Raw genomic sequence first — 25691 nt, forward strand, 5'->3', positions numbered from 1 at the left:
ACGGATGAAGGAGGCCAATAGATGGCGGAAGTAACAGTACAACAACTAGCCGAAGTGGTTGGTGTGCCCGTTGAGCGTTTGCTGAGCCAAATGCAGGAAGCGGGTCTTGAACATGGCCGTGCTACTGATGTGGTATCAGAGAAAGAGCGTATGACGCTCTTACAACACTTGAAGCGTAGTCACGGTGGCGATGAAGAGTCTGAAGATGACTCCGCACCGCGTAAAATTACTCTGAAGCGCAAGACCACCAGTCAACTGAAGGTCAGCAACTCTTCAGGCAAGAAGAAGACCGTGAACATCGAAGTGCGCAAGAAGCGTACCTATGTGAAGCGTGAAGAGGCCGAACAGCAAGCTCAGCAAGAGCAGCAGACAGCTGAGCAAGAGCGTCAGCAGCGCCAGAAGGCGGTTGAAGATAGTAAACGTGCTGAACAGGAAGCTAAGCGTCAGGCGGAAGAAGATGCAGCTCGCCAGAAGCAGGAAGAGCTAGCTCGTCAGCAGCGCGAAAAGGAAGAACAGGCTAAGCGTATTGCTGAAGCTCAGGCTGCTGAAAGTGGCGAAGGTGATAAAAAGCGTAAAGCCGTTAAGGAAAAAGCCGGAAAAGGCAAAGAGCGCGATGAGGAAGATCGTGCCAATGCCCGTAAAGGCGTCAAGACTGCCGGGCGTGGCCGTACTGGCGGTGATGATGAAGACTTTGATGATGGTCGTCGTAAGGGCGGTACTCGTCGCGGCGGTAGCTCGCGAATGAAGAAACCCAAGCCTTCACGTAACCAGCATGCTTTCGAAAAGCCGACTGCTCCGGTTGTGCGTGAAGTTACCCTTGGCGAAACCATTACTGTCGCTGAACTGGCTGACAAAATGTCAGTCAAAGCGGCTGAAGTGATTAAAGTGATGTTTAAGATGGGCGCGATGGCGACCATCAACCAGGTACTGGATCAGGACACAGCCACGCTGGTGGTCGAAGAAATGGGCCACAAGGTCAAGATCCTGAACGAGAATGCGCTGGAGGATGCTCTGCTGGATGAGCAGGCTAGCTTCCAGGGGCAAGAGGAAACCCGTGCGCCTGTGGTAACCGTAATGGGCCACGTTGACCATGGTAAGACCTCCTTGCTTGATTATATTCGTCGTACCCGTGTTGCTGCAGGTGAGTCGGGTGGTATTACCCAGCATATTGGTGCTTACCATGTCAACACTGACCGTGGCATGGTGACCTTCCTGGATACTCCTGGACACGCTGCCTTTACTGCCATGCGTGCACGTGGGGCCAAGGTTACGGATATCGTTATTCTGGTTGTGGCGGCCGATGATGGTGTGATGCCGCAGACCGAAGAGGCAATCCAGCACGCTAAAGCGGCAGGCGTTCCTCTGGTTGTGGCGATCAACAAGATCGATAAAGAAGCGGCGGATCCCGATAAGGTGACCTCTGAGCTGGCCTCTCGTGGCGTTATTCCCACTAGCTGGGGTGGTGACACTGAGTTTGTTCATGTATCGGCCAAGTCAGGGCAAGGAATTGATGACCTGCTGGAAACCGTACTGTTGGTTGCTGAGATCATGGAACTGAAGGCAACTCCTTCTGCGCCTGGTCGCGGTACTGTTGTCGAGTCTCGTCTGGATAAAGGGCGTGGTACTGTGGCAACGGTGCTGGTGCAGCAGGGTACCCTGCGTAAGGGCGATATCGTGTTGGCCGGCATGTACTATGGTCGTGTGCGAGCCATGCTGGATGAAGCCGGACAGAGTATCAACGAAGCAGGTCCCTCTATTCCGGTCGAGATTCTTGGCTTGGATGGGGCGCCGGATGCCGGTGATGAGTTCACCGTTGTGAGCTCCGAGAAGAAAGCTCGTGAGGTTGCGCTGTTCCGTCAAGGCAAGTTCCGTGATGTGAAACTGGCGCGTCAGCAGGCAGCCAAGCTGGATAACCTGTTTGAAAATATGGGCTCTGACAAGCAGGCTAACCTGAATGTCGTCATCAAGACTGACGTTCGTGGTTCGCTGGAAGCCTTAATGGGTGCCTTGACTGATCTGTCGAACGAAGAAGTGAAGGTTAATATCGTTTCTGGCGGTGTGGGTGGTATTTCTGAGTCTGACGTTAACCTGGCGCTGGCATCTAATGCCGTTGTCTTCGGTTTCAACGTGCGTGCTGACGGTGGCGCTAAAACCATCGTTGAGCGTGAAGGCTTGGATATGCGCTATTACAGCGTCATTTACGACATCATTGATGATGTGAAGAAAGCCATCACCGGTATGCTGTCACCCGAGTTCCGTGAGCAGATCGTTGGTATTGCCGAAGTCCGTGATGTATTCCGTTCGCCCAAGTTTGGTCAGGTGGCTGGCTGTATGGTGGTGGAAGGCACGGTATACCGCAGTAAGAAAATCCGTGTTCTGCGTGACAACGTGGTTATCTTCGAAGGCGAGCTGGAGTCTCTGCGCCGCTTCAAGGATAACGTCAACGAAGTACGCCAGGGCTTGGAGTGTGGTATCGGCGTGAAGAACTACAATGACGTGCGGGTAGGTGATCAAATCGAAGTGTTCGACGTGATCACTGTAGAGCGCACGCTCTAAGAGGTGGCGGATGCCCAAAGAGTTTAGCCGTAGTCTGCGTGTCGCCGACCAGATCCAGCGGGATCTGGCTCGGCTACTGCAACAGGAAATGAAAGACCCCCGTTTGGGTATGCTTACCCTGAGCGGGGTGAAGATTTCCAAAGATATGATGTACGCCGATGTGTACTTCACCATGCTGTCATTGCAGGAACAGAGTTCGCCGCGTGAGGCGGAGAAACTACTGAACCAGGCGGCAGGTTATTTACGCACGGAATTAGCCAAGATGATGCGTCTACGGGCCGTGCCACAACTGCGCTTCCACTATGATCACACCCTGGAAAAGGGTAATCATGTCAGTGGTCTGATTACTCAGGCCATGCGGGAAGATAAGTCCCGCCAGGATCAGCAGGATCAGGGCGAGGATGAGTAAGGCCGGTAATTACTGGCGGGAGGTGCATGGTATTCTGGTGTTGGATAAACCCCAGGGCATGACCTCCAACCAGGCGCTACAAAAAGTTCGTCATTTATTTCGAGCTGCTAAAGCGGGCCATACTGGTGCGCTTGATCCTTTAGCAACAGGGGTGTTACCCCTGTGCTTTGGTGAGGCAACGAAATACTCCCAATTGCTGCTTGATGCTGATAAGGCCTATCAAACGCGCGGTCGTCTCGGGATTACCACCGAAACGGCGGATGCGGAAGGTGAGGTGTTGCAGCGTTTGCCCGTGCCGAGTATTTCAGCTGTAGAGCTGGAGCAGGTATTGGCACAGTTTCGTGGTGATATTGAGCAACTCCCCCCGCTATACTCGGCATTAAAAGTCGATGGGCAACCACTCTATAAGTTGGCCCGTGCCGGGAAGCAGGTGGATATGGAGTCCAAGCGTCGCCAGGTTCATATTGGCGAATTACAACTGTTAGAGCAGGGTGCGGATTACCTTGATTTGCAGGTTAGCTGCAGTAAAGGCACCTACATTCGCTCCCTGGTCGCGGATATTGGCCAGGCGCTAGGTTGCGGAGCCCATGTTGAGGTGCTGCGACGCACACAGGCGGGATGCTTTACCTTACCTCAGGCCTGGACACTGCAACAACTGCAGGATTTGGTAGAACAAGACCCAAGTTTGGCGGCGCTGGAGGCTTGTTTATTACCCCTGGAGACTGCCGTTCTGCACCTGGATGCAGTACAATTGTCCGCCGCCGATGCTGAGCGCCTATTGCAGGGGCAGCGTCTGCGTATTCCCGACTTGACTCCACAAGAGCGAGTACGGCTTTTGGGAGCGCAACAGCGTTTTCTGGGCTTAGGGGAAGTATTGCCGGGTGGAGTGATTCAGCCCCGCCGGTTAGTAAGAACCTCCTGATGGAGGCGCGCAGACTGTAAATATGCACGGTCTTGCGTGTGTCATTCGCATATTACGTTTGAGGAATAATCTCATGGCTCTGAGCACCGAAAAGAAAGCTGAAATCCTGAAAGAGTTTGGTCAGTCCGCTGGTGACACCGGCTCTCCCGAAGTTCAGGTTGCATTGCTGTCTGCTAACATCGACAGCCTGCAGTCTCACTTCAAAGCTCACGCTAAAGATCACCACTCTCGTCGTGGCCTGATCCGTATGGTTAACCAGCGTCGTAAGCTGCTGGACTACCTGAAAAAGAAAGATGCTGATCGCTACACTCAGCTGATCGGTCGTCTGGGCCTGCGTCGTTAAGAATGACGTGGAGACCGCGCCTAGGGCGCGGTCTCTGTTTTTACAATAATGGCATGGGAGCTGAAAGATCGAGCCTGTACTGCACTGGGTTTACCTGCATGAGCTTAGTGCAGTACTGGTTCACTGGCTATTTCAGCTTGGCGCCGTGCCTTAGCAGAGGAAATAGTCTATGACTCCAATTCGTCATACCTTTACTTATGGTCACCAGGAAGTGACGTTAGAAACCGGCCGTATCGCCCGTCAGGCGACCGGTGCGGTCATGGTCACCATGGGCGATGCCCAGGTGCTCTGTACTGTGGTGGCAGCGAAAGAAGCCAAGCCCGGTCAAGATTTCTTCCCCCTATCTGTGCATTACCAGGAAAAGACCTACGCAGTAGGTAAAATCCCTGGCGGCTTCTTTAAGCGTGAAGCTAAGCCTTCTGAAAAAGAAACCCTGACTTCTCGTCTGATTGACCGTCCTATTCGTCCACTGTTCCCTAAAGACTTCGCCAACGAAGTTCAGGTCGTATGTACGATGGTATCTACCTGTAAGACCCAGGATCCTGATATCGCGGCAATGATCGGTACCTCCGCTGCTCTGGCGATCTCTGGTATTCCTTTCAGTGGCCCTATCGGCGCTGCTCGCGTAGGTTTCTGCGAAGAGCGTGGCTACCTGTTAAACCCCAGCTATGAAGATCTGAAAACCTCTTTGCTGGACATGGTGGTAGCAGGTACTGCAGACGCGGTGCTGATGGTTGAATCTGAAGCTAAAGAACTGACCGAAGATGAAATGCTCGGCGCTGTACTCTTTGCGCATCAGGAGATGCAGGGTGCTATCGCAGCCGTGAATGCTTTTGCCGCTGAAGCGGGTAAGCCTAAGTGGGATTGGCAGCCAGCTGCAGAGAACACTGAGCTGAAGCAGCGTTTAGAAGCGCTGGTTGGCAGCAAGCTGGGCGAAGCCTATAGCATCAGCGAGAAGAGTGCTCGCCGTGATGCGATTGAGCAGTTAAAAGCCGAAGCCTTGGCGACGTTGACCGAAGGCGACAATGCAGCTGATCCGGCGGAAGTCGCTAAGCTGTTCTCCAGCCTGGAGAAGAAAATTGTGCGCGGTCGCATCATCCAGGGCCAGCCCCGTATTGATGGTCGTGATAACAAAACTGTACGTCCTATCCACGTTGAAGTGGGTGTGCTGGGTCGTACTCACGGCTCTGCCCTCTTTACTCGTGGTGAGACGCAGTCTCTGGCGACCTGTACGCTGGGTACCTTGCGTGACGCGCAGATTATTGATGCGCTGCACGGTGAATACAAAGACCGCTTCCTGTTCCATTACAACTTCCCTCCCTACTCAGTAGGTGAGTGTGGTCGTATGGGCGCACCTGGCCGTCGTGAGATTGGTCATGGTCGTTTGGCTCGCCGCGGTGTGGAAGCGATGCTGCCGAGCGATGATGAATTCCCCTACACCCTGCGTGTGGTATCGGAAATCACTGAGTCTAACGGTTCCAGCTCTATGGCCTCTGTGTGTGCCGCGAGCTTGGCGTTGATGGATGCAGGCGTGCCTGTTAAGAAAGCCGTTGCCGGTATTGCGATGGGCTTGGTGAAGGAAGAGTCAGGCTTTGCGGTATTGACCGATATCCTGGGTGATGAAGATCACTTGGGTGATATGGACTTTAAAGTTGCAGGTTCTGAGTCTGGTATCACTGCGCTGCAGATGGATATCAAAATCCAGGGTATTACCGAAGAAATCATGGAAATCGCTCTGGAGCAGGCACGTGAAGCGCGTCTGCACATCCTGCGTGAAATGGCCGCGGTGATCGGTTATGCCCGTCCTGAGATTTCTCCCAATGCGCCCAGCATGCTGAGCATGAAGATTGATCCGGACAAGATCCGTGAAGTGATCGGTAAAGGTGGTGCGACTATTCGCTCTATCTGTGACGAAACTGGCGCAGCGATTGATATCGAAGATGACGGCAGTGTACGCATCTATGCGGAGACCCGTGCGCAGGCTGAGGCAGCCAAGGCGCGGGTTGATGGTATCGTCTGCGAAGCGGAAGTCGGTAAAGTCTATAAAGGTAAGGTAGTGCGTCTGGCTGATTTTGGTGCCTTCGTGACTATCCTGCCGGGTAAAGATGGTCTGGTGCATATTTCGCAGATTAGCCAGGAGCGTGTGAATAACGTTTCTGACTATGTCAACGAAGGTGATGAAGTCCTGGTGCGGGTGCTGGATATTGACCAGCGTGGCCGTATCAAACTGACCATGAAAGATGTGAGTGCGGCTGAGCTGGAAAGCTAAGCGAGTTAAGCATTGAAACATCTAATGAGGGGCCTAGGCCCCTCATTTTGTTTTATCCTGCGCAAAAAAGGAGAGACAACCATGCTAAAAGCATCAATGTTTGCTGTATTACCATTGTTTGTGAGCGGTGCTGCGCTGGCAACGGACTTGTCCGCCATGGAGCCAGAGCGTGTTGTGGAAGTGCGTCAGGAAGCCTTTAAAGCGCTGAAATCCAGTGCAGGTGAGCTGCGTCTCTATGTGCTGGGGAAAAAGGACTGGCAACAGCAGGAGGTTGATAGTCTGACTGGACAAATGCAGCGTGCCAGTGAAGAGGCGTTTGCCGCTTTTTTACCCGGCACTCTTGTCTACCCCACAGAGGCAACCGCTGCGGTAGAGCAGGAGCCGGAACGCTTCAAGCAAGCGCAGGCGAATTTTCAGAAGCAGCTAAGTCATTTACAACAAGTAGTCAGTAGCGGCGATCAGCAAGCTGCGGAGCAGGCGCTAGGCCAATTAAACCGTAGCTGTAAAAGCTGCCATAATGGCTTTAAGCAGCCATAGGCTGAATCGAAAAAAGAGGGTGGCTTGCGCGACCCTCTTTTGCTTGGGTTAGCGTCGTCAGCTATTAACGCTCAACGGCGAGCGCTACTCCCATACCTCCGCCGATACAGAGAGTCGCTAAGCCTTTTTTGGCATCACGCTTTTGCATTTCATGCAGTAAGGTGACCAGGATGCGACAGCCGGAAGCACCGATCGGGTGACCAAGGGCAATAGCGCCGCCATTAACGTTAACCTTAGCTGTATCCCAGCCCAGCTCTTTATTAACTGACATAGCTTGAGCTGCGAAGGCCTCGTTGGCTTCAACCAGGTCGAGTTCATCAATGCTCCAGCCAGCTTTCGTTAAGCAGGTGCGGGTGGCATCAATGGGACCAGTCCCCATAATGGTTGGGCAAACACCAGAACTGGCATAGGCTTTGATGGTTGCCAGTACTGGTAAGCCTAATTCTTTGGCCTTTTCAGCACTGGCCAGAATCACCGCTGCGGCACCATCGTTTAGCGTGGAGGCGTTACCAGCGGTAACAGAGCCGTCTTTTTTGAAAGCAGGGCGCAGCTTGGCGAGCGACTCTGCTGTTGTGCCGGCGCGAGGTTGCTCATCCTTGGCAAAAACAACAGGATCGCCTTTGCGCTGTGGAATGCTTACCGGAATGATTTCATCGGCAAAGCGGTTACTTTGCTGAGCGGCTTCAGCTTTTTGTTGGGAGGCGGCGGCGAATGCATCCTGCTCTTCACGACTAAAGCCGTATTTATCCACAATGTTTTCGGCAGTGATGCCCATGTGGCAGTCATTAAAGGCGTCCCACAGACCATCCTTCACCATGGAGTCGACCATTTTCCAATCGCCCATGCGCTGGCCATCACGGGACTTTGGCAGAACATGAGGTGATTGGCTCATGCTTTCTTGGCCGCCGGCAATAATGATATCAGCGTCACCGCAGCGAATGGCTTGGGCAGCCAGGTGGAGAGCTTTGAGGCCGGAACCACAGACTTTGTTAATAGTCATGGCGGGTACGCTGTTGGGTAAACCGGCAGCCAAGGTGGCTTGGCGTGCTGGGTTTTGTCCACAGCCGGCGGTGAGTACCTGGCCCAAAATCACTTCATTTACTTGGGCTGGGTCTAGGTCAATTTTTTCTAGCAGGTGACGCATCACGATCGCCCCCAGCTCACTGGCACTCAGGCCGGCTAAGCTGCCGCCAAAGCTACCAATGGCCGTGCGTCCTGCAGCAACGATAACAACATCACGCATTGTAGTTTCCCCCGATATGTCATTTTTTTGTGCGGTTGCACAATCATAGGCCAAGGCTAGGAGTTCTGGCCAGTCCTATGACAATAAAGTTAAAGGGGTGACAGAGCGATGACAGTGGCCGGAATAACCGGCCACGGGGTAGCCAATTAGAGGCTGAAATGCAGGTTGTCGATCAGACGAGCCTGGCCTAAATAGGCGGCAGCCAGGATAACTAATTGTTTATCTTCCTGTTTTGCTGGGAGCAGATCGTCCTGACGAGCAATGTTAAAGTAGTCAGGACGGAAGCCTGCACGGGCTAACTGCACGATGGCATCGCGCTCCAGGCTGCGGTAATCATGTTCACCAGCATTAATACGCTGCTGTATGTTACACAGCGTTTGATAGAGTGCGGGAGCGATCTCCAGCTCGGCTTGAGTGAGATAGCCGTTGCGGGAGCTTAATGCCAGGCCAGTGGAGGAGCGGGCGATGGGGGCACCGATAATCTCCACCGGCAGGCAGAGATCTTTCACCATCTGGCGGATGACCGCGAGCTGTTGGAAATCTTTGAGGCCAAAGATGGCAACATCGGGCTGCACAATGCCAAAGAGTTTGGTCACTACGGTGGCCACACCACGGAAATGTCCGGGGCGACTGGCGCCACAGTGGAGCGCGGAAAGATTAGGAACATCAACGATGGTTTGGCTGCTAGTTCCCTGGGGATACATCTCATCCACTGTAGGAGCAAACAGATAATCACAGCCGCTCTCAATTAATTTGGCGGTATCTTCTTCCAGAGTACGGGGATAACGCTCTAAGTCTTCACCTGCGCCAAACTGCAGCGGATTGACGAAGATACTGGCAACCACAACATCGGCCACGGCTTTGCCTTGTTCCACCAGAGTTAGGTGGCCATCGTGCAAGTTGCCCATGGTTGGCACAAAGGCAATACGTTTTTGCGCTAAGCGTTGTTGCTGTAGCTGGGCGCGGAGCTCAGCAATGGTTTTGATGATACGCATTATTCAAATCCATGCTCAGGGCCAGGAAAGCGCCCTTGTTTAACGGCTGCGACATAGGCGCGGAACGCACCGGGAACATCTTGACCTTCAGGGAGGAAGTTATGCACAAAGCGTGGAATATAGCCGCTATTGAGTCCCAGCATATCGTGCATGACCAGTACCTGGGCATCGGTATCCGCGCCAGCACCTATGCCAATTACCGGTACCTTGGCTGCGCGGCTAATCTCGGCGGCGAGGGCGCTGGGCACGCACTCAAGCAGCAAGAGGCTTGCCCCTGCGGCTTCGAGCTCTAGTGCTTCTCGCTTCAGTTCAGCAGCGCTTTCCGGGGTACGGCCCTGCACGCGAAAACCACCGAGTTTGTTAACCGCCTGGGGGGTGAGTCCCAGGTGTGCGCATACGGGCACACCGCGCTCGGCTAGGCGGGCAATGGCATCGGCTAGCCAGGCACCGCCCTCAATTTTGACGCAGTGGGCTCCTGCTTGCATTAAACGGCCTGCATTGATCAGGCACTGCTCGGTAGTGGCATAGGACATAAAGGGCATGTCTGCCATCACCAGGGCGCGTTCATTGCCACGACTGACGCTTTGGGTATGGTAGACCATATCCTCCATCGTCACAGGTAGGGTACTGTCATGGCCCTGGAGCACCATGCCAAGGGAGTCGCCAACTAAAATAATCTCCACTCCCGCATCGCTTTGCAGCTTGGCAAAGCAGGCATCATAGGCTGTCAGGCAGGTGATTTTTTCACCGGCCGCTTTCATGCTGCTGAGGGTGTGCAAGGTAACTTTTTTCATAAGCCTTTTGATCCTGTTAGCGCCAGAGGCGATTTAACCGGGCGTCTTCAAGGTTTGTGCGATGCAACATTATACCGCCAGGCGGCTTAGTGTGCCCAGTGGGCAGTCTGCTAGCAATTCGATTAAGGGGCCAAATCCGGGAACACTGAGTCCTGGGCTGAGCTCCATCAGGGGATAAAGCACGAAATTGCGACGATGCAGATGGGGGTGGGGCACCTGAAGGCGTGGGTGATCAATCACTTCTTGTCCATAAAGTAGTAGGTCCAAGTCTAGGGTGCGAGGTCCCCAATGTTGAATTCGCACTCGGTGGTGCTGTTGTTCTAGTTGTTGTAGTTCATCCAGTAAATTGAGTGGAGCAAGATGGGTGCGCAGTAATGCTACAGCATTGACAAAGTCAGGTTGATCCGGGGGCCCAAGAGGGGCGCTTAGATACAGTCCTGAATGGCCCAGTAGTTGGCTTTGCGGTAGCGAGGCCAACTCGTGTAAGGCTTGGCGAATCTGGCCTTTAGGGTCTTCCAGGTTGCTACCTAGTCCAATCCAAGCCAGTTGCCCTTCCGGATGAAAGGTTGTGGTCATGATTGTTCCCGCTGGCGAGGACGACGGCGTCGCTTGCTTTTGTTGGGAGCAGGGCTTTGACCGAGTTCACGTACTAGCTGTTCGCGTCCTTCTTCATCAGCATCCTGGTAGGCTTGCCACCATTGACCAAGCTGCTCTAAATCTTCACCGCTTTGCTCGCGTAGCAATACAAAATCGAATCCAGCGCGGAAGCGGGGATGTTCCATGAGTTGTTGTGCTCGCCGACCCTGGCGGCGAGGTAGACGCCACTGGAGCTCCCAAATTTCTTTAATCACTGCGCTGATGCGGCGAGGAATGCTAATGTGTTTGACCTGAGCATCCAGTGTTTGCTGAGCCGCTTCATGCATAGCGGGAATAGGGTGCCAACCCTCATCCAGCTTAGCCTGATAATGTTGCTCCAAGACGGGCCACAGGAGAACGGCATACATAAAAGCAGGCGTGACCGGTTTGTCCTGTGCAATACGCTCATCGGTGTTGCGCAGAGCTTGCTCAATTAAGCGCTGATAGCGCTGTGCTTGTTCCGTCGGTGCTTGCAGTGCTTTCCAGGTGGCCGGGAAGAGTGGGGCAATCAGGTCGTATTGCGCCATGAGTTGCCAGGTAGCAAAGCCCTGGCCTCCGCTGAGAAGTTTTATCGCCTCATCAAACAGACGGGCATTGGAGATAGAGCCAAGTAAGGGGGCCAGTTGGCGAATGGGTGCAGCAGTGGACTGCTCTAATTGAAAGCCTAACTTGGCGGCAAAGCGTACTGCCCGCAGCATGCGGACAGGATCTTCCCGATAACGAGCTTCTGCATCACCAATAATCCGTAGGCGTTTGTGTTGCAGGTCGTGCATACCTCCATGGTTATCGTAGATACAGAAGTCTTTAGCGGAGTAGTAGAGCGCGTTAACGGTAAAGTCGCGGCGCTCCATGTCCTGCTCCAGGGTGCCATAGACGTTATCGCGTAACAGCATGCCTTGTTCAGACTGGGCGCTTTGCCCTTCATCAGCATCGTCATGATGTCCGCGGAAAGTGGCCACTTCAATGATTTCACGCCCAAAGTGGACATGAACCAGTTTAAAGCGTCGGCCAATCAAACGAGAGTTGCGGAACAGTTTATGCACCTGCTCGGGCAGGGCGTCTGTCGCCACATCAAAGTCTTTTGGTCGTAGGCCAAGTAATAAATCACGAACACCCCCGCCAACGATATAGGCTTGGAAGCCGGCATCCTGTAAACGATAGAGGACTTTAAGGGCGTTGGGGGTGATTTGTTTGCGGGAAATATTATGTTGATCTCGAGGAATCACGCGTTGTTGCACATCCTGGTTGGAAACAGACCTTTGCCCAAAGCGACGGGCTAATAGCCAAGCCCCTGCAATGATGGCTGCAAAACCCAGGAAGTAGAATAAAGTCAGTTTTGACACCCGATGGCTCCAGTTACTTCTGTGGCATGGCACGATAATGGAGCGCGGATAATACCACTGGCGTCCATGCGGATAAAAGTAAGCAGAGGTAAGGGATAGGCTTCAAAGATGAAGATGCGCCGATAACTTGTTTTTGTTGTGTCGGCATCAGACGTTCTTATTGTTAGGGTGTCTGAAGATAAAATAAACAGATCGCTTTAAATATTCAGTACAACCAGGGAGACTACGAGAAAGGCTGACAATCACTCACCCCTTTTTATTTTTATTTTTTGGTGTTGTTTTTCTTCACCTAACTCGCTCCATGCGGTCGATAAAAAGGCCGAATGCTTAAAGCGATCAGTTTTTTCCTACCTCAACTTATTTTTATTTTTACTGAGGCTCTCTGCGTGTTCCGTGATCGATTTTTATTTTTATTTTTGATCTGGATACACCAGAAATCTTGTTGTTTGAATTATATAAAGCACGCTGCGTGCCAACTTTGTAAGTTATTGATTTTGCTGGGTTTTGGTGGGGTTGTGGGGCTGACTAGAGAGTCTTGTTGTTACTGTGCGGAGCAGTGTGGGTAGAGAGGTAACAAAGAATGCAAAATGTTTCCCCGCCAACGCTTAGCGCTTACGGGGAATGCCAAGTTTCTGACGTTTCTCCCACAAACACTTGCGGCTGACGCCCAGCTTTTGAGCGAGTTCGGTTTCGCTCATTTTATTCTCGTTCTCCAGTACAAAGTGCAGGAAGTAATCATCAAGAGAGAGGTTGTCCTGCGCTGCTCGGGCGGTAATCGGTTGAGCTTGGGTACCGGTGCGACTTAGCCTGGCTTCGATTTGTTCTAATTCGCTTGCCTCCACTTCAATGCCAAGCAGTTCCGTGGTGATGTATTGGTCATCTGCCAGAATGGCTGCTCGTTCAATGGCGTTTTCGAGCTCACGGACGTTACCGGGCCAGGGGTAGTTCAGCATGTTCTGAACAGCTTCTTTGCTGAACTTTAGGGTACCAGTCTGCATCCGTTCTGCTACGCGAAGTAGCAGAGCTTCAGCAATCTCTATGATGTCGTTACCGCGCTCTCGCAAGGGTGGCATCCGAATTTCCATTACATAGAGGCGATAAAATAAGTCTTCACGGAAGTGGCCGGCTTTTACCATTTCACGCAGATTGCGATGGGTAGCGGTGATCAAGCGCACATCTACTTTCTTCGATTGAATTGAGCCGACTCGGCGGATTTCGCTTTCCTGCAGTACCCGTAACAGTCGTGCCTGTGCCTCTAGGGGGAGCTCACCCACTTCATCAAGAAAGAGGGTGCCGCCATCTGCAGCCTCAATCAGGCCGCTACGGGCGGCGACAGCACCGGTAAAGGCCCCTTTTTCATGACCAAAAAGCTCGGATTCGATCAGGGTTTCAGGGATGGCGGCGCAGTTCACGCAGATCATCGGTTTGTCAGAGCGGTGGCTCTGCTCGTGAATGGTGCGGGCTGCCAGCTCTTTGCCGGTGCCGGACTCACCTTGGATAAAGACCGTTACATCGGTGCGGGCAACCTTGGCAATTCGCTTGAATAAGTCTTGCATGGAAGGGCAGCTGCCGATGATATGGGTAGGCTGCGCTCCAGTACTGGCACTGGTCGCGGTAGGCTCATGGCTGCGCTTGCTGCTGGGGGTAGCCAGTACGGGTTTATCGAGAATGCGTTTGACACATTCCAGCATCTCGTTGTGATCAAAGGGCTTGGCAATATAATCCACCGCGCCTTCCCGCATGGCATCGACTGCCGAGCGAAGACTGGCGTAGCTGGTCATGATCAGTACGGGAGTGTGGGTGGCTGCTTTGATCAGGTCAGTACCAGGACGGCCTGGTAAGCGTAGGTCGCTGATAATGAGGTGAAAGGTGTCGAGGGCATAGTCCAATGCGGCATCGACGGAATCGACATCAACCACCTGGTAGCTGTTGCGTTCTAGCAGCTTTTTTAGTGATTGGCGGATGATGACTTCGTCTTCAACGATCAGGATACGGCGCATAGTCAGACTTCACTCGTGGTTTCCGGCGTGGCAGGACGCGGTAGCGTTAGGGTGAAACAGGTACCGCTGGGCTGATCCGGGTGGGTGGCAGCCGTTCTGCTGGTAACCTCTATGTTACCATAATGCTCATTGATGATGGTGTAGACCAAGGACAAGCCTAATCCGGTGCCCTGGCCTGCATCTTTAGTGGTGAAAAAGGGTTCGAACAGGTGTTCCAGATGTTCTGGTGGAATGCCGCTGCCCTGATCTTCGACTTCGATATAGACGCTGAAGTCATCCAGCCGTGTGCGTATCTCTACTTGACTGCCATCAGGCGAGGCATCGCGCGCATTATTCAGTAGGTTGATGAAAACCTGTACCAGTCGCTGGGCATCGCCCATCACCTCATGGCTGAGCTGGCAGTGATTAGTAAACTCCACCTGATGCGCACGTGCATCCAGGCGTAACAGGTTGATGGCTTCTTGCACGCATTCATAAATGCTTAGTCGCTGATAATGAGCTGGATCAGTCTGTTGTCCGGTATGGGAGAAGCTTAATAGCGATTGCAGAATACGGCTGATGCGGGCCGTTTGCTGCAGCTGTTGTTCGGCAATCTCCAGTACTTCGGGTTGCTCCGTCTCGTAGCGTAAATTTTGTGCCAAGCAGGCAATGCCGGTTACTGGATTGCCTATCTCGTGGGCTACCCCGGCCGCCAAACGGCCGATGGAGATCAGGCGTTCGCTATGGGCCAGGCGGTCGGCGAGCAGTTTAGTGTCCGTCTCATCCTCCACCAGAATAACGGAGTGCTCGGCAACGGGGGTTTCATCCATTTGTGCATGGATATCTACCCGTTGCAGGCTGAACCAGCGTTGCTGATGGCCTTGTTCCAGACAGGCATTGTGATGGCGGTTTTCTTGACTACTGAGGAATTGGCCAAGCAAACCCTGCCAGGGAGCAGGCAGGTCTTGAATGCGGCTGCCGAGGACTTGCTCGGCTTCTAGTCCGGTGTATTGCACCATGGTCTGGTTCCAGAGGGCAATTTCGTCACCTTCACCCAATGCGCAGACTCCTATTGGCAGGTGCTGCAGAATATTACGGTGAAAGCGGCGCAGGCTATCCAGCTCGGCAGCTAGACCAGTTAAGCGGGACTGATATTGACTCAATTGACTTTCAATAATGTGAATATCGTTAGCTTTGTAGAGGCTGTCTTCACCTTGATAGGGCAGTGACATATTGAGAATGTCTTCCGCCTCGCTAGGCCCTAACAAGCCGGAGAGGTTGGCTTCGAGGCGATCACGCAGGCGACGCAGGCTGGCTGGGCGGTGGTCGTCTGCTTCCAGACCTAAATCTTCCAGTGCTTGCTGTACTTCCAGCTCTGCCGTGCGAATTCCTAAGTGTGGTGTCAGGCAGAGGACAAAATCCTGACAGCTGGTCACCATGACCTGTTTGCCGCTTGGGCCTGGTAAGGCGTTGAGGGCGCAAGCTTGGGCGACATATTGCTCTTTGGCACTGCTTTTGGCGTAAATAGAGACAACTGCAAAAATCAGCACGTTCAGGGTCAGCGAATAGAGTGCGGATTCATGCCAGTGTGAGGCATGGAGGCTAAGCTCAGGGGCGTCTCCCGCTCCTGTTACCAGGGGTAACAACATGCTGATCAGCCAGTATCCCATGCCAACCAGCATGCCCCAGGTAAAGCCTTGGCGGTGTCCCCTGGGCCAGAACAGAGTGGCGAGTAGGCCGGGTAAAAATTGCAGGAAGGCAACAAAGGCAATCATCCCTTGTAGATGCAGGGAATAGGATTGGCCTACCCAGCTGTAGAACAGATAGCTAATCCAGATGAGTGCAATAATTAGCGCCCGTTTTGACCAGAGTAGCCAACGGTAAAAGTCGGTTTTGGGGTTCGGTTGAAAGGTGGGAAGTAACAGGTGATTGAGCACCATAGCCGAAAGCGCCAGCACGCTGACAATGACAATGCCGCTGGCGGCGGATAGCCCACCTAAATAAGCCAGGGTAGTGAGAATGGGGGCTTGCTCGGAGAGGCCGATCAATAAAATCAGATATTCGGCATTACCGTCTAATCCCAGTCGTGCACCAGCCCATACAATCAATGGAATAGGCAGGCACATTAAGAGTAAAAACAGTGGCATTCCCCAGCTGGCTTGGCGTAGGGCGCGGGTATTGAGGTTCTCGGTAAAAGCAATGTGGAACATATGTGGCATGACGATAACGCTGGCAAAAAAAGCCAGAATCAAGGTGCGCCAAGCATCGTCGTGTAGGGGGGCGGGGCGGTTTAAGCTGCCGATCTCCAGCCATTCCAGCATTTCTTTGGGGTTGGCGAAAACGCTCCAGAGGATAAAGATGGCGATAGCCAGCATGGCAATTAGCTTGACCAATGATTTGATCGCCATGGAGAACACCAGACCCTCATGCTTATCCCGAATCGAAGGGTGGCGGGCACCAAATAGAATGGCAAAAAGAGCAATCAGCACACAAAAGCCGAGCGCCAGGCTGCTTTCACTGAGGGTGGGGTTGAGGATATGGGTGGAGTCCGCCACTGCCTGGATTTGAATCGATAGCATTGGAATGGCCGACACTAGCATCAACAGGGTGGTGAGCACTCCTGCCTGGCGGCTGCGAAACCGAAAGGCAAATAAGTCAGCCAGTGAGCTGAGCTGATAGGTATGACACAGTCGAATGATAGGAATGAAGATGACCGGCGCCAGTATAAATGCCAGGCTGGAGCCAAGGTAAGCGGCTAAAAAGCTGATGCCGTAGTTATAGGCTAGGCCCACTGCGCCATAAAACGTCCAGGCACTGCCGTACACCCCTAAGGCTAAAACATAGATTAGCGGGTGGCGTAACCAGTGGCGGGGTACGCGACCCTGATCGGTTAACCAAGCCAGCACGCACAATGCCAGCATATAAATGATGGCAATGGGGATAATGGCATTCAGGCTCATGGTTAGACTCCATAGGGCGTGGCAAAACTGAGCCTAGCGGGCAGGCGTTCAGTGCGCCAGTGCGTCTGGGCATAGGCAAGTTGTTCAGCCACCGGAGCGGACTCTAGTGCGGGAGGCAACGGGTGGCTCAGCATGGCCAGTGCTTGGGCAGTCAGTGTACTGACTTGCTGAGGATTCAGGGCTGGAGCAAAGGTTTGCTTGCTTAGCTTTTGACCCTGGGCATTGGTGATCACCGGGATATGAGCATAGCTGGGCTGTGGCGCCATCAACAGCTGTTGTAGGTAACACTGGCGTGGCGTGGAGTCGAGTAAGTCGCTGCCGCGGACGATATGGCTAATGCCCTGATCAAAGTCATCCACCACAACGGCCAGCTGGTAAGCAAAAAAGCCTTCTTTGCGCTTGATCACAAAGTCGCCCACCTCTTGGCGTAGAGATTGGCCGTAGTGTCCCTGAATGCGATCTTCAATACTGTAGTAAGCGTCGCTGACCCATAATCGATAGGCCCAGGGTTGGCTGGTGGTAGAGGGAGGATGTCGCCGGCAAAAACCATCGTAACAAGGATGGGCTTGACGATGTTGCAGTTGGCTGCGGGAGCATTGGCAGGGGTACACCAAGCCTTGCTGCTGCAACTGTTCTAGCACCTGTTGATAGCGTGCTAAACGTTGGCTTTGGTAAAGGGGGCGTTCATCCCAGTGCAGGCCAAAGGCTTCCAGCGTGCGTAGAATGGCATCACTGGCACCTGCAATTTCGCGAGGGGGATCAAGATCTTCTATGCGAACTAGCCAGTGTCCTTGATGCGCTTTGGCATCCAAATAACTGGCAAGCGCCGCCAACAGGGACCCAAAGTGTAAGGGTCCCGTTGGGGAAGGGGCGAAGCGACCGCGATAGCTTGTGGGCATAAGCGTCGTGGCAACTCCGCTGGCTTATCAGCCGCCCTGAGTGCGTTCTTTCATTTCCGCCAGGGTCTTGCAATCGATGCACAGCGTTGCAGTCGGGCGGGCTTCCAGGCGGCGAATACCGATTTCGATCCCACAGGATTCGCAATAGCCATAATCGTCTTTTTCGATACGGTCTAAGGCTTCTGCAATTTTCTTAATCAGTTTTCGCTCGCGGTCGCGTGCACGTAGTTCCAGACTGAACTCTTCTTCTTGGCTGGCACGATCGTTGGGATCGGCAAAGTTGGTCGCTTCTTCTTGTAGATGGTGAACCGTGCGGTCCACCTCTTCCATCAATGCCTGCTTCCAACCATTGAGAATACGGGTGAAATGCTCTTTCTGAGCATCATTCATGTACTCTTCATCCGCCTTGGCTTGATAAGGCTCGAAGTGGTTCAAAAAGGATGAATTGGTATTCGGCATAGGTCAGCCTCACTCATCTTCTCGGCTGTTACAGGGGCCCACAAATGGGCGTCCTCTCACAAAGGCGAAAGAAGCTACCAGATAATCTGGGCAGACACCATAGCTAAAACAGCTAAGGATCGCTTTTTTTGATCTGTAGCCCTCTTGCCTGCCTGTTCCCTTATCCCCTGGTTATAATGGCAACTTTGGCGTTCAACAAATGCAACACCAGGGGAGCAATATGCAAACACGTGGCTGGGCAGCTCGAGTCGGACAGATGGAGTCTTTTAAGGTGATGGATCTGTTGCGTCGGGCCAAAGAGTTGGAGGCCCAGGGGCGCGATGTGATTCACATGGAAATTGGTGAACCAGACTTTAGCACCGCCACGGCGATCGTGGAGGCAGGGCAGCGTGCCTTGGCGCAGGGGCGCACCCAATATACCGCAGCTTTGGGGATAGCGCCGTTGCGGGAGGCAATCAGTGTTTTTTACCAGCAGCGTTATGGTCTGAATATTGCCCCTGAGCGCATTATTGTTACCCCCGGTGGTTCTGGCGCCTTGCTGCTCCTGTCAGCGTTATTGGTTAACCCCGGCGAGCACTTATTAATGGCGGACCCGGCCTATCCCTGTAATCGACAATTTATGCGTTTGGTAGAAGGGCAGGCGCGATTATTGCCTACCCAGGCGGAGCAAGGGTTTCACCTAACCCCTGAGCAGTTGCAGCAACATTGGCAAGCCAATACGGCGGGTATTTTGCTGGCCTCGCCAGCTAATCCAACGGGAATGGTGTTGCACCGTCAGCCGTTGCAGGCGCTGTGTCAGACGGCTCAGCAGTTAGGGGGGCATCGGCTGGTGGATGAGATTTACCATGGCTTGACCTATGGCATGGATGCGCCATCGGTTTTAGAGGTCGATGATCATGCCTTTGTGCTGAACTCTTTCTCAAAATACTTCGGCATGACAGGTTGGCGTTTGGGTTGGATTGTCGCTCCCCAGCAGGCGGTAGCAGACTTGGAGAAACTGGCGCAAAACCTGTATATCTCCGCGCCTACGGTGGCACAGTATGCGGCCTTGGCAGCATTTGAGAGTGATACCTTGGTGGAGTTAGAGCAACGTCGTGCCGAGTTTGGGCGGCGTCGAGACTTTTTGGTACCTGCTTTGCGTGAGCTGGGCTTTAGTATTCCGGTGGTGCCTGAAGGGGCGTTTTACGTATACGCCGATGCCTCGGCACTGACCCAGGATAGCTTCCAGTTTTGCCAGCAGTTACTCGAGCAGGAAGGGGTGGCGGTAACCCCAGGGTTGGATTTTGGTCAGCACCGTTGTCGAGAGTTCATTCGCTTTGCTTATACCACCTCCTTGCCGCGCTTGCAGCAAGCAGTAGAGCGCATCGGGCGTTTTATTGGGCGCCAGTCATGAAATGGCCTGCACCTTTACAAGAAGCGCGGTTGATTCGCCGTTATAAGCGTTTTTTGGCTGATGTGGAGTGTGCCGATGGCCGGATTTTGACATTGCATTGCCCTAATACCGGCTCTATGCGGGCCTGTGCTGAGCCTGGCAGTCGGGTGTGGTTTTGGGATTCTGCCAATCCACAACGCAAATATCCTTGCACCTGGGAGTTAGTGGAAACGGCCCCCGGGGAATTGGCCTGCATTAACACCCTCAGGGCTAATCAACTGGTGGCTGAGGCATTACAGCAAGGGCTGATTCCAGAATTGGCGGGCACTCGTCAGTGGCAAACCGAAGTGCGTTATGGCGATGAAAAGAGTCGTATCGACTTTTATAGCCAGATTGATCAGCAAGCTCAGTATGTAGAAGTGAAAAGCGTCACCTTGAAGGAACAGGGTAGTGGCTTTTTTCCGGATGCGGTGAGTGCCAGAGCGGCGAAGCATTTACGTGAACTGATGCGAGTGCAGGCCAGTGGGGCTCAGGCTTGGGTGCTGTATTGCGTCAATCATACTGGAATCCATGCGGTGCAAGCAGCGCAGCACATTGACCCGCTATACGCACAAACCTTAGCAGAGGCGCGCCAAGCTGGGGTGCGAGTATTGGCCTGGCAGGCGGATCTCACTCCCCAGTCTCTGCAACTTGCCCGGCCGGTGCCGGTTTTAGCCTAGTCCTGATCGGCTGACCACCACAGCTGACCCTGCTCATCCAAGTGGAGTGGCTGGGGAACCAGGCTTTCGCCCTGGCAGGGACCAGCGATACACTCACCGCTTTCGACTAAGAATAACGCGCCGTGGGTGGCGCATTGCAGGTAATGCTGATTGATGTCCATAAACTCATCAGCTTGCCATTCCAGGGGAATACCCCGGTGTGGACAGGTGTTCAGATAGGCATAAGCCTTATCTGCACGTCGCACAACAATAAGGTTGACTTGGCGTTGCTGGTGGCTGAAGTGGAAACCGCGGGCGCGATTTTCTTGCAGGCTATGAAAGTCACAGAGTAAATGCATGCTCCTCACCTAAGTGGGCAAAATAGAAATGCAGGCCAGACTTTAACAGTTTGTGCAGGTTAGCTGTATCATGGCGACGTTCGGCGCGAAGCAAACAAAGGTTTAAACAGGTTCAATGGCTAGAAAGCGTAAAGCGACAGGCCGCCGTTCCTCAGGCTTTGCCCTGGGGGGGCTGCTACTTAAATTAACCGTCGTGGGTATGGTGGTATTGGCGGGGGTGATGGCATATCTGGATGCGCAGATTGTCAGCCGTTTCGAGGGGCATCGTTGGGCTATCCCCGCTAAGGTCTATGCGCGCCCATTAGAACTGTATGAGGGTGTGGGTCTGAATGAGGCACGCCTGCAGAATGAGCTGGCCGCGCTGGGTTATCGTTTGGTTAACCGGGTAGAAGGGCCGGGGCAGGTGGAGCAGCGTGGGCCCGGGCGTTATCGTATCTATAACCGGGGTTTTCTATTTGCTGATGGCGCTGAGCCTGAACAGCTTTTAGAGGTTGAGTTACAGCGTGGGCGGGTACAGGCGCTGCGTGACGCTCAGGGGCAAACCCTGGCGATTGCCCGTTTGGAGCCCCAACTGATTGGGGGCTTTTATCCCACCCAAAACGAAGACCGTGAGTTGGTTACTCTGGATGAGGTGCCTCCTTTACTGGTCGAGACCCTGATTACCATTGAAGACCGTGCCTTTTATGACCACTTTGGCATTTCTCCCAAGGGAATAGCGCGGGCGATGTGGGCAAATCTGCGTGCCGGACGGGTGGTGCAGGGGGGAAGTACCCTGACGCAACAGCTGGTGAAAAACTATTACCTGGAAGATAACAGCCGCAATCTGGTGCGTAAGCTACTAGAGGCGCCGATGGCGGTGCTGTTGGAGTTGCACTACAGCAAGCGTGAAATTCTCGAGGCGTATTTAAATGAGGTGTACCTCGGCCAGGATGGTGCGCGTGCCATCCACGGTTTTGGGCAGGCGAGCCTGTTTTACTTTGGGCAGCCGTTAAAAGAGCTGAATCCTGCCCAGGTCAGCCTGTTGGTCGGCATGGTGAAGGGGCCCTCCTTATATAACCCCAGACGCCATCCTGAACGTGCTACGGAGCGCCGCAATCTGGTGCTGCAAGTGCTCGGCGAGCAAGGCATTATGCCGGTCGAGTATGCCCAAGGCTGGGCCAAGCAACCCTTGGCTGTGACGGATGTGCCCTTGCGATCGCGTGGTGGCTATCCCGCCTTTATGGCGCTGGTGCGTCAACAACTGCAGCAGTTTTATGATCCCAACACCCTTAGCAGTGCCGGGTTGCGGGTTTTTACGACTCTTGATCCTTTTGTTCAGCAAGCTGCAGAGCAGAGTCTGGAGCAAGTTAGTGCTCGCTTACTTAAAAAGTATGCTCAGCGCCTGGATAACCTGGAGGGTGCCTTAATCAGTGCCAATCCGCATACCGGCGAGGTACTTGCTGTGGTGGGGAGTCGTAACCCGCGTTTCCATGGCTTTAACCGGGCGTTGGAGGCACGGCGTAATATTGGTTCCCTGGTGAAGCCAGCGGTTTATCTCACGGCATTGGAGCAGTACCAGCAGTATTCGTTGGCGACCTTAGTGGATGATAGCCCGCTCTCTATTAAAGCAGGGGATGGGAGCCAGTGGTCACCGAAGAACTTCGATAAAGAAAGTCATGGCCGAGTGCCACTATGGCAAGCCTTGGCACTGTCATATAACCAGTCGACGGCTCGCTTGGGGTTGGAGCTGGGCTTGCCCCGTGTGAAGCAGACCATGGAGCGCTTGGGGGTGACTGCCTCGATAGAGGCGGTACCCTCAATGTTGTTAGGTGCAACCAGTTTGACTCCGCTGGAGGTCACGCAGATGTATCAAACCCTGGCTGCGGGGGGCTTCCAGGTGCCGCTACGGGCGGTTACCGCGGTGCTGGATGAGCAGGGTCAGCCCTTACAGGCGCAATCATTGCATTTCCAGCCCAAGCAGGTAGTGGATCCTCGCTTTGTCGCATTACTGCATTACGCCATGCAGCAGACGGTAGAGGTGGGTACGGCCCGCTCGATTCGTAATCATATCCCTGCGGAGGTGTTTGTTGCGGGTAAGACAGGCACCAGTAATGACCAGCGTGATAGCTGGTTCGCCGGTTTTACTGAGGATTACCTAACCGTCGCCTGGTTGGGGCGTGATGATTCCGGACCAACGCCGCTGACGGGTGGGGGTGGTGCCTTACAGGTGTGGATTGAAATGATGAAGACCCTCGCCCCCGCCCCTTGGCAGCGCCAATACCCGGCGGGCATTAGCCAGGTATGGACAAATGCGCAGGGACTGCAAACGGACCCCGGTTGCGCTGGTGCGCGTCTGCTACCCTATATTGCCGGAGCAGAGCCGCAGCGTTATCAGAGTTGTCAGAGTCGCCCAACTCACACTCCCAGTGGTGGCTCATCCGGCTCTGACTCTGGTGTGCCCCGTTGGTTACGTAATTTATTTGGAGGTTAAGGATGAGACGACTGCGTGCCTTGCTAGTCAGCGGTTTAGCACTGGTGTTAGCGGGTTGTGCCAGCCCAGGATTATGGCCACCTGGAGCGAGTCAGACTCGTGCGCCTGTAGTGGTTAAGGATCGCTCAGTCAGTGCAGGGGCGGTACTGACCCCTAATGCGAATGCTAAAGTGTCGGGCGCATCCTCCTCAACTGCGCCGGCAGTGGCGCCTTCTGGCAGTGAGCAGGCGCCACAACAGCTTGCGGTGATCGCTCCTAAGCCAGCGGTACAGTCTTTGTTGCAACAGGCACGCCAATTACAGCAGCAGGGGCAAACTCAGCAGGCGCTGAGCCGGGCAGAACGCGCGTTGCGTTTAGATCCGCGTGAGCCACAGGTGTATGTGCTGTTGATGGAGCTCTATGATGCCAGTGGTTTGACAACCCAGGCGGAAGAAATGGCCAGAAGGGGGCTAAGTGTTGCCCGCAATGATCAGGAGCGTCGCCTGTTTAGTGCGCGTCTACCTTAGTGGGCGAGTACTGATGAACAACCCGGCCCAGGCCGGGTTGTTGCATTCTGAAGGGGGCTAATGGGCTGCCCGTTTGGATAGCAGCAATAAGCTCAGGCTGAGCAAGAGCAAATATGCCGCCAGCCAGTAGTCTGGATTACCCAGGTGTGGCAACCACTGGCGTACCGGCAGGCTCAACACCAGACTCAGGGCGGCACCAGCATAGCTTGCTGCTGCCACGGCTTGACGACGTCGCCACAGTTGCACACTGGCCCACAGTAAGCACAGGGCGGCCAGGCTCCAGAGTAGTTCTCGATAGGCATAGCCCCAGTCCAGACGGCGACCTAGTTCAAAGCCCGCCATCGCCCCTAAGAGTAACTTGCCCCAATGCGGACGGCTCAAAGGCCAGGCCAGCACTAGCACCGCCAAAGCGATAGCACTAAAAGGCATGGCAACATAGTGAACCAGGTTGGCGAAGAGCAAGCCGAGGGTGCTGGGTTGTTCATCCCAACTGCCGAGTAGGACCGATAACAACCAGCACACTAGCGAAAATGCCAAGCATACCAGCTGATCTTGCTCAAGCTGGGGGCGCCCCTGGTAGTGGCGAAAAATGACCAGACAACCCAAGGCGCTCAGTGCTAAGTACAGACCTTCCATCCTGTTACCCTGTTACTTGAGACTGGCAAAAGCCTGTTCGGCTGCGGCCAGGGTGTGGGCCAGTGCTGCCTGATCATGCGCGGCGGACATAAAGCAGGCCTCATAGCTCGCAGGGGCAAGGTAAACCCCTTGTTCCAGCATGCTGTGGAAGAAGCGGTTGAAGTGATCCTTGTTACAGGCCATGACTTCACTGTAGCAGGTGACCTGTGCCTGGTCGGTAAAGAACAAACCGAACATGCCGCCGACTGCATTGGTGAGGAAGGGAATTCCCGCTGCCTTGGCGGCGGCTTCCAGGCCTGCGCAGAGTTCGGCGGTGCGTTGGCTGATGCCTTGGTGTACATCAGTAGCGCTGATGGCATTCAACATGGCCAAACCGGCCGCCATCGCAATAGGATTGCCCGACAGGGTACCGGCCTGATACACCGGCCCCAAGGGGGCAATGTGTTGCATGACGTCCCGGCGTCCACCAAAGGCTCCGACGGGCATACCGCCACCAATGATTTTTCCCAGGGTGGTAAGGTCGGGTTTGATACCGTAGTGGGCTTGGGCGCCGCCGAGGGCCACGCGGAAGCCTGTCATGACTTCATCAAAAATCAGCAGTGCGCCCTCTTGGTCGCAGAGTTCCCGTAGCCCTTGCAGGAAGCCAGGGGCAGGCGGGATACAGTTCATATTGCCCGCCACCGGCTCAACGATAATGCAGGCAATCTGTTCTGGATACTGGGTAAAGGCGGCTTGGACGGAGTCCAGGTCATTAAAGGTCAGGGTCAGGGTATGCTCAGCCAGGGCGGCAGGTACGCCAGGTGAGTTGGGGACACCAAGGGTGAGGGCGCCGGAGCCGGCTTTTACTAGTAGGGAGTCGGAATGACCATGGTAGCAGCCTTCAAACTTGATGATTTTGTCACGGCCAGTAAAGCCACGAGCGAGGCGAATGGCACTCATGGTGGCTTCAGTGCCGGAGTTGACCATCCGCACCATTTCAATAGAGGGCACGAGTTCACAGACTTTCTTCGCCATGCTGACTTCGATGGCGGTTGGGGCGCCGAAGCTGAGGCCGTGATCAAGGCTGGCTTTAACGGCGTTGAGTACGTCAGGATGATTGTGACCGAGCAGCATTGGGCCCCAGGAGCCGACATAGTCGACATAGGCTTTGTCATCTTCGTCATAGAGATAAGCGCCTTGGGCGCGTTTGAAGAAGATGGGGGTGCCGCCTACAGCTTTGAAGGCGCGAACGGGAGAGTTTACCCCGCCAGGGATGTAGCGTTGGGCTTCGTTAAAAAGGTCCTGTGAGCGGCTCATAGTATTGTCT

General features: G+C 54.0%; 22 protein-coding genes. 10 read left to right on the forward strand and 12 right to left on the reverse strand.

All coding sequences use genetic code 11. The features are described from left to right. Positions 1–21 precede the first annotated feature (21 nt). The 6 genes from infB to Q334_RS0103915 all read left to right on the forward strand — a co-directional run bounded on the left by infB (position 22) and on the right by Q334_RS0103915 (position 7036). Positions 22–2556 carry a translation initiation factor IF-2 gene (gene infB / locus Q334_RS0103890; protein ID WP_027312066.1) on the forward strand — a complete coding sequence of 845 codons (2535 nt, stop codon included), beginning with the start codon at positions 22–24 and terminating at the stop codon, positions 2554–2556. Between the two features lie 10 nt (positions 2557–2566). After that, positions 2567–2965, forward strand: a complete 399-nt coding sequence (gene rbfA, locus Q334_RS0103895) for a 30S ribosome-binding factor RbfA (RefSeq protein ID WP_027312067.1) — start codon at positions 2567–2569, stop codon at positions 2963–2965. Then, positions 2958–3887, forward strand: coding sequence for a tRNA pseudouridine(55) synthase TruB (gene truB, locus Q334_RS0103900; RefSeq protein WP_027312068.1), 930 nt, complete (start codon positions 2958–2960; stop codon positions 3885–3887). The genes rbfA and truB overlap by 8 nt, the downstream gene beginning before the upstream one ends. A gap of 73 nt (positions 3888–3960) precedes the next feature. Continuing rightward, positions 3961–4230, forward strand: a complete 270-nt coding sequence (gene rpsO, locus Q334_RS0103905) for a 30S ribosomal protein S15 (protein WP_027312069.1) — start codon at positions 3961–3963, stop codon at positions 4228–4230. A 169-nt stretch (positions 4231–4399) separates the two neighbouring features. Continuing rightward, entirely contained in the window at positions 4400–6499 is a 2100-nt protein-coding gene (pnp, locus tag Q334_RS0103910) for a polyribonucleotide nucleotidyltransferase (protein WP_027312070.1), read from the forward strand. 81 nt (positions 6500–6580) lie between these two features. Beyond that, on the forward strand, positions 6581–7036 hold the full coding sequence (locus tag Q334_RS0103915; protein ID WP_162157413.1) for a c-type cytochrome: 456 nt from the start codon (positions 6581–6583) through the stop codon (positions 7034–7036). A 64-nt stretch (positions 7037–7100) separates the two neighbouring features. Here the strand turns inward: Q334_RS0103915 and Q334_RS0103920 are convergent, their stop codons facing one another. The 9 genes from Q334_RS0103920 to dksA all read right to left on the reverse strand — a co-directional run bounded on the left by Q334_RS0103920 (position 7101) and on the right by dksA (position 18344). Next, on the reverse strand, positions 7101–8279 hold the full coding sequence (locus Q334_RS0103920; protein ID WP_027312072.1) for an acetyl-CoA C-acetyltransferase: 1179 nt from the start codon (positions 8277–8279) through the stop codon (positions 7101–7103). A 146-nt stretch (positions 8280–8425) separates the two neighbouring features. Further along, positions 8426–9274, reverse strand: coding sequence for a pantoate--beta-alanine ligase (panC, locus tag Q334_RS0103925; protein ID WP_027312073.1), 849 nt, complete (start codon positions 9272–9274; stop codon positions 8426–8428). Then, entirely contained in the window at positions 9274–10068 is a 795-nt protein-coding gene (gene panB / locus Q334_RS0103930; protein WP_027312074.1) for a 3-methyl-2-oxobutanoate hydroxymethyltransferase, read from the reverse strand. The genes panC and panB overlap by 1 nt, the downstream gene beginning before the upstream one ends. A 69-nt stretch (positions 10069–10137) precedes the next feature. Further along, the gene (gene folK / locus Q334_RS0103935) at positions 10138–10644 is read right to left on the reverse strand and encodes a 2-amino-4-hydroxy-6-hydroxymethyldihydropteridine diphosphokinase (RefSeq protein ID WP_035460574.1); all 507 of its coding nucleotides are present in this window, start codon (positions 10642–10644) and stop codon (positions 10138–10140) included. Then, positions 10641–12047 (reverse strand): polynucleotide adenylyltransferase PcnB, encoded by a 1407-nt coding sequence (gene pcnB / locus Q334_RS17925; RefSeq protein ID WP_245593649.1) that lies wholly within the window; start codon positions 12045–12047, stop codon positions 10641–10643. The genes folK and pcnB overlap by 4 nt, the downstream gene beginning before the upstream one ends. A gap of 605 nt (positions 12048–12652) precedes the next feature. Further along, complete coding sequence (locus tag Q334_RS0103945; RefSeq protein ID WP_027312076.1) at positions 12653–14047, reverse strand: sigma-54-dependent transcriptional regulator; 1395 nt, start codon at positions 14045–14047, stop codon at positions 12653–12655. 2 nt (positions 14048–14049) lie between these two features. Beyond that, the gene (locus Q334_RS0103950) at positions 14050–16986 is read right to left on the reverse strand and encodes a sensor histidine kinase (protein WP_027312077.1); all 2937 of its coding nucleotides are present in this window, start codon (positions 16984–16986) and stop codon (positions 14050–14052) included. A gap of 2 nt (positions 16987–16988) precedes the next feature. Next, positions 16989–17885 carry a tRNA glutamyl-Q(34) synthetase GluQRS gene (gene gluQRS, locus Q334_RS0103955; protein WP_027312078.1) on the reverse strand — a complete coding sequence of 299 codons (897 nt, stop codon included), beginning with the start codon at positions 17883–17885 and terminating at the stop codon, positions 16989–16991. Between the two features lie 27 nt (positions 17886–17912). Then, positions 17913–18344: an RNA polymerase-binding protein DksA gene (gene dksA, locus Q334_RS0103960; RefSeq protein WP_027312079.1), complete on the reverse strand. Its 432-nt coding sequence runs from the start codon at positions 18342–18344 to the stop codon at positions 17913–17915. A 220-nt stretch (positions 18345–18564) separates the two neighbouring features. Between dksA and Q334_RS0103965 the strand changes: the two genes are divergently transcribed. Together Q334_RS0103965 and sfsA are read left to right on the forward strand one after the other, a co-directional pair. Continuing rightward, the gene (locus tag Q334_RS0103965; RefSeq protein WP_027312080.1) at positions 18565–19737 is read left to right on the forward strand and encodes a pyridoxal phosphate-dependent aminotransferase; all 1173 of its coding nucleotides are present in this window, start codon (positions 18565–18567) and stop codon (positions 19735–19737) included. Beyond that, positions 19734–20435 carry a DNA/RNA nuclease SfsA gene (gene sfsA / locus Q334_RS0103970; RefSeq protein ID WP_027312081.1) on the forward strand — a complete coding sequence of 234 codons (702 nt, stop codon included), beginning with the start codon at positions 19734–19736 and terminating at the stop codon, positions 20433–20435. The genes Q334_RS0103965 and sfsA overlap by 4 nt, the downstream gene beginning before the upstream one ends. On the opposite strand, the gene Q334_RS0103975 is transcribed toward sfsA, so the two are convergent. Beyond that, positions 20432–20773 carry a Rieske (2Fe-2S) protein gene (locus Q334_RS0103975; protein WP_027312082.1) on the reverse strand — a complete coding sequence of 114 codons (342 nt, stop codon included), beginning with the start codon at positions 20771–20773 and terminating at the stop codon, positions 20432–20434. The genes sfsA and Q334_RS0103975 overlap by 4 nt on opposite strands. Positions 20774–20888: 115 nt before the next feature. Here Q334_RS0103975 and mrcB point away from each other — a divergent pair, with 115 nt between their 5' ends. Then, complete coding sequence (gene mrcB / locus Q334_RS0103980; RefSeq protein WP_027312083.1) at positions 20889–23243, forward strand: penicillin-binding protein 1B; 2355 nt, start codon at positions 20889–20891, stop codon at positions 23241–23243. A 2-nt stretch (positions 23244–23245) separates the two neighbouring features. Further along, a complete protein-coding gene (locus Q334_RS19820; protein ID WP_027312084.1) occupies positions 23246–23749 on the forward strand; it encodes a tetratricopeptide repeat protein in 504 nt (167 codons plus the stop codon). A gap of 57 nt (positions 23750–23806) precedes the next feature. Here Q334_RS19820 and Q334_RS19825 read toward each other — a convergent pair whose 3' ends face one another. Together Q334_RS19825 and hemL are read right to left on the reverse strand one after the other, a co-directional pair. Then, on the reverse strand, positions 23807–24385 hold the full coding sequence (locus tag Q334_RS19825) for a hypothetical protein (protein ID WP_051527495.1): 579 nt from the start codon (positions 24383–24385) through the stop codon (positions 23807–23809). Positions 24386–24397: 12 nt separating this feature from the next. After that, positions 24398–25681, reverse strand: a complete 1284-nt coding sequence (gene hemL, locus Q334_RS0103995; protein WP_027312085.1) for a glutamate-1-semialdehyde 2,1-aminomutase — start codon at positions 25679–25681, stop codon at positions 24398–24400. Between the last annotated feature and the right edge of the window lie 10 nt (positions 25682–25691).

The organism is Balneatrix alpica DSM 16621 (genome assembly GCF_000619885.1).
Taxonomy (GTDB): Bacteria; Pseudomonadota; Gammaproteobacteria; order Pseudomonadales; family Balneatricaceae; genus Balneatrix; species Balneatrix alpica.

Excerpts from the sequence above, each read along its gene's own strand:
- infB (WP_027312066.1), top strand. The coding sequence starts at position 22 with ATGGCGGAAGTAACAGTACAACAACTAGCCGAAGTGGTTGGTGTGCCC.
- rbfA (WP_027312067.1), top strand. The coding sequence starts at position 2,567 with ATGCCCAAAGAGTTTAGCCGTAGTCTGCGTGTCGCCGACCAGATCCAG.
- truB (WP_027312068.1), top strand. The coding sequence starts at position 2,958 with ATGAGTAAGGCCGGTAATTACTGGCGGGAGGTGCATGGTATTCTGGTG.
- rpsO (WP_027312069.1), top strand. The coding sequence starts at position 3,961 with ATGGCTCTGAGCACCGAAAAGAAAGCTGAAATCCTGAAAGAGTTTGGT.
- pnp (WP_027312070.1), top strand. The coding sequence starts at position 4,400 with ATGACTCCAATTCGTCATACCTTTACTTATGGTCACCAGGAAGTGACG.
- Q334_RS0103915 (WP_162157413.1), top strand. The coding sequence starts at position 6,581 with ATGCTAAAAGCATCAATGTTTGCTGTATTACCATTGTTTGTGAGCGGT.
- Q334_RS0103920 (WP_027312072.1), bottom strand. The coding sequence starts at position 8,279 with ATGCGTGATGTTGTTATCGTTGCTGCAGGACGCACGGCCATTGGTAGC.
- panC (WP_027312073.1), bottom strand. The coding sequence starts at position 9,274 with ATGCGTATCATCAAAACCATTGCTGAGCTCCGCGCCCAGCTACAGCAA.
- panB (WP_027312074.1), bottom strand. The coding sequence starts at position 10,068 with ATGAAAAAAGTTACCTTGCACACCCTCAGCAGCATGAAAGCGGCCGGT.
- folK (WP_035460574.1), bottom strand. The coding sequence starts at position 10,644 with ATGACCACAACCTTTCATCCGGAAGGGCAACTGGCTTGGATTGGACTA.
- Q334_RS0103945 (WP_027312076.1), bottom strand. The coding sequence starts at position 14,047 with ATGCGCCGTATCCTGATCGTTGAAGACGAAGTCATCATCCGCCAATCA.
- Q334_RS0103950 (WP_027312077.1), bottom strand. The coding sequence starts at position 16,986 with ATGAGCCTGAATGCCATTATCCCCATTGCCATCATTTATATGCTGGCA.
- gluQRS (WP_027312078.1), bottom strand. The coding sequence starts at position 17,885 with ATGCCCACAAGCTATCGCGGTCGCTTCGCCCCTTCCCCAACGGGACCC.
- dksA (WP_027312079.1), bottom strand. The coding sequence starts at position 18,344 with ATGCCGAATACCAATTCATCCTTTTTGAACCACTTCGAGCCTTATCAA.
- Q334_RS0103965 (WP_027312080.1), top strand. The coding sequence starts at position 18,565 with ATGCAAACACGTGGCTGGGCAGCTCGAGTCGGACAGATGGAGTCTTTT.
- sfsA (WP_027312081.1), top strand. The coding sequence starts at position 19,734 with ATGAAATGGCCTGCACCTTTACAAGAAGCGCGGTTGATTCGCCGTTAT.
- Q334_RS0103975 (WP_027312082.1), bottom strand. The coding sequence starts at position 20,773 with ATGCATTTACTCTGTGACTTTCATAGCCTGCAAGAAAATCGCGCCCGC.
- mrcB (WP_027312083.1), top strand. The coding sequence starts at position 20,889 with ATGGCTAGAAAGCGTAAAGCGACAGGCCGCCGTTCCTCAGGCTTTGCC.
- Q334_RS19820 (WP_027312084.1), top strand. The coding sequence starts at position 23,246 with ATGAGACGACTGCGTGCCTTGCTAGTCAGCGGTTTAGCACTGGTGTTA.
- Q334_RS19825 (WP_051527495.1), bottom strand. The coding sequence starts at position 24,385 with ATGGAAGGTCTGTACTTAGCACTGAGCGCCTTGGGTTGTCTGGTCATT.
- hemL (WP_027312085.1), bottom strand. The coding sequence starts at position 25,681 with ATGAGCCGCTCACAGGACCTTTTTAACGAAGCCCAACGCTACATCCCT.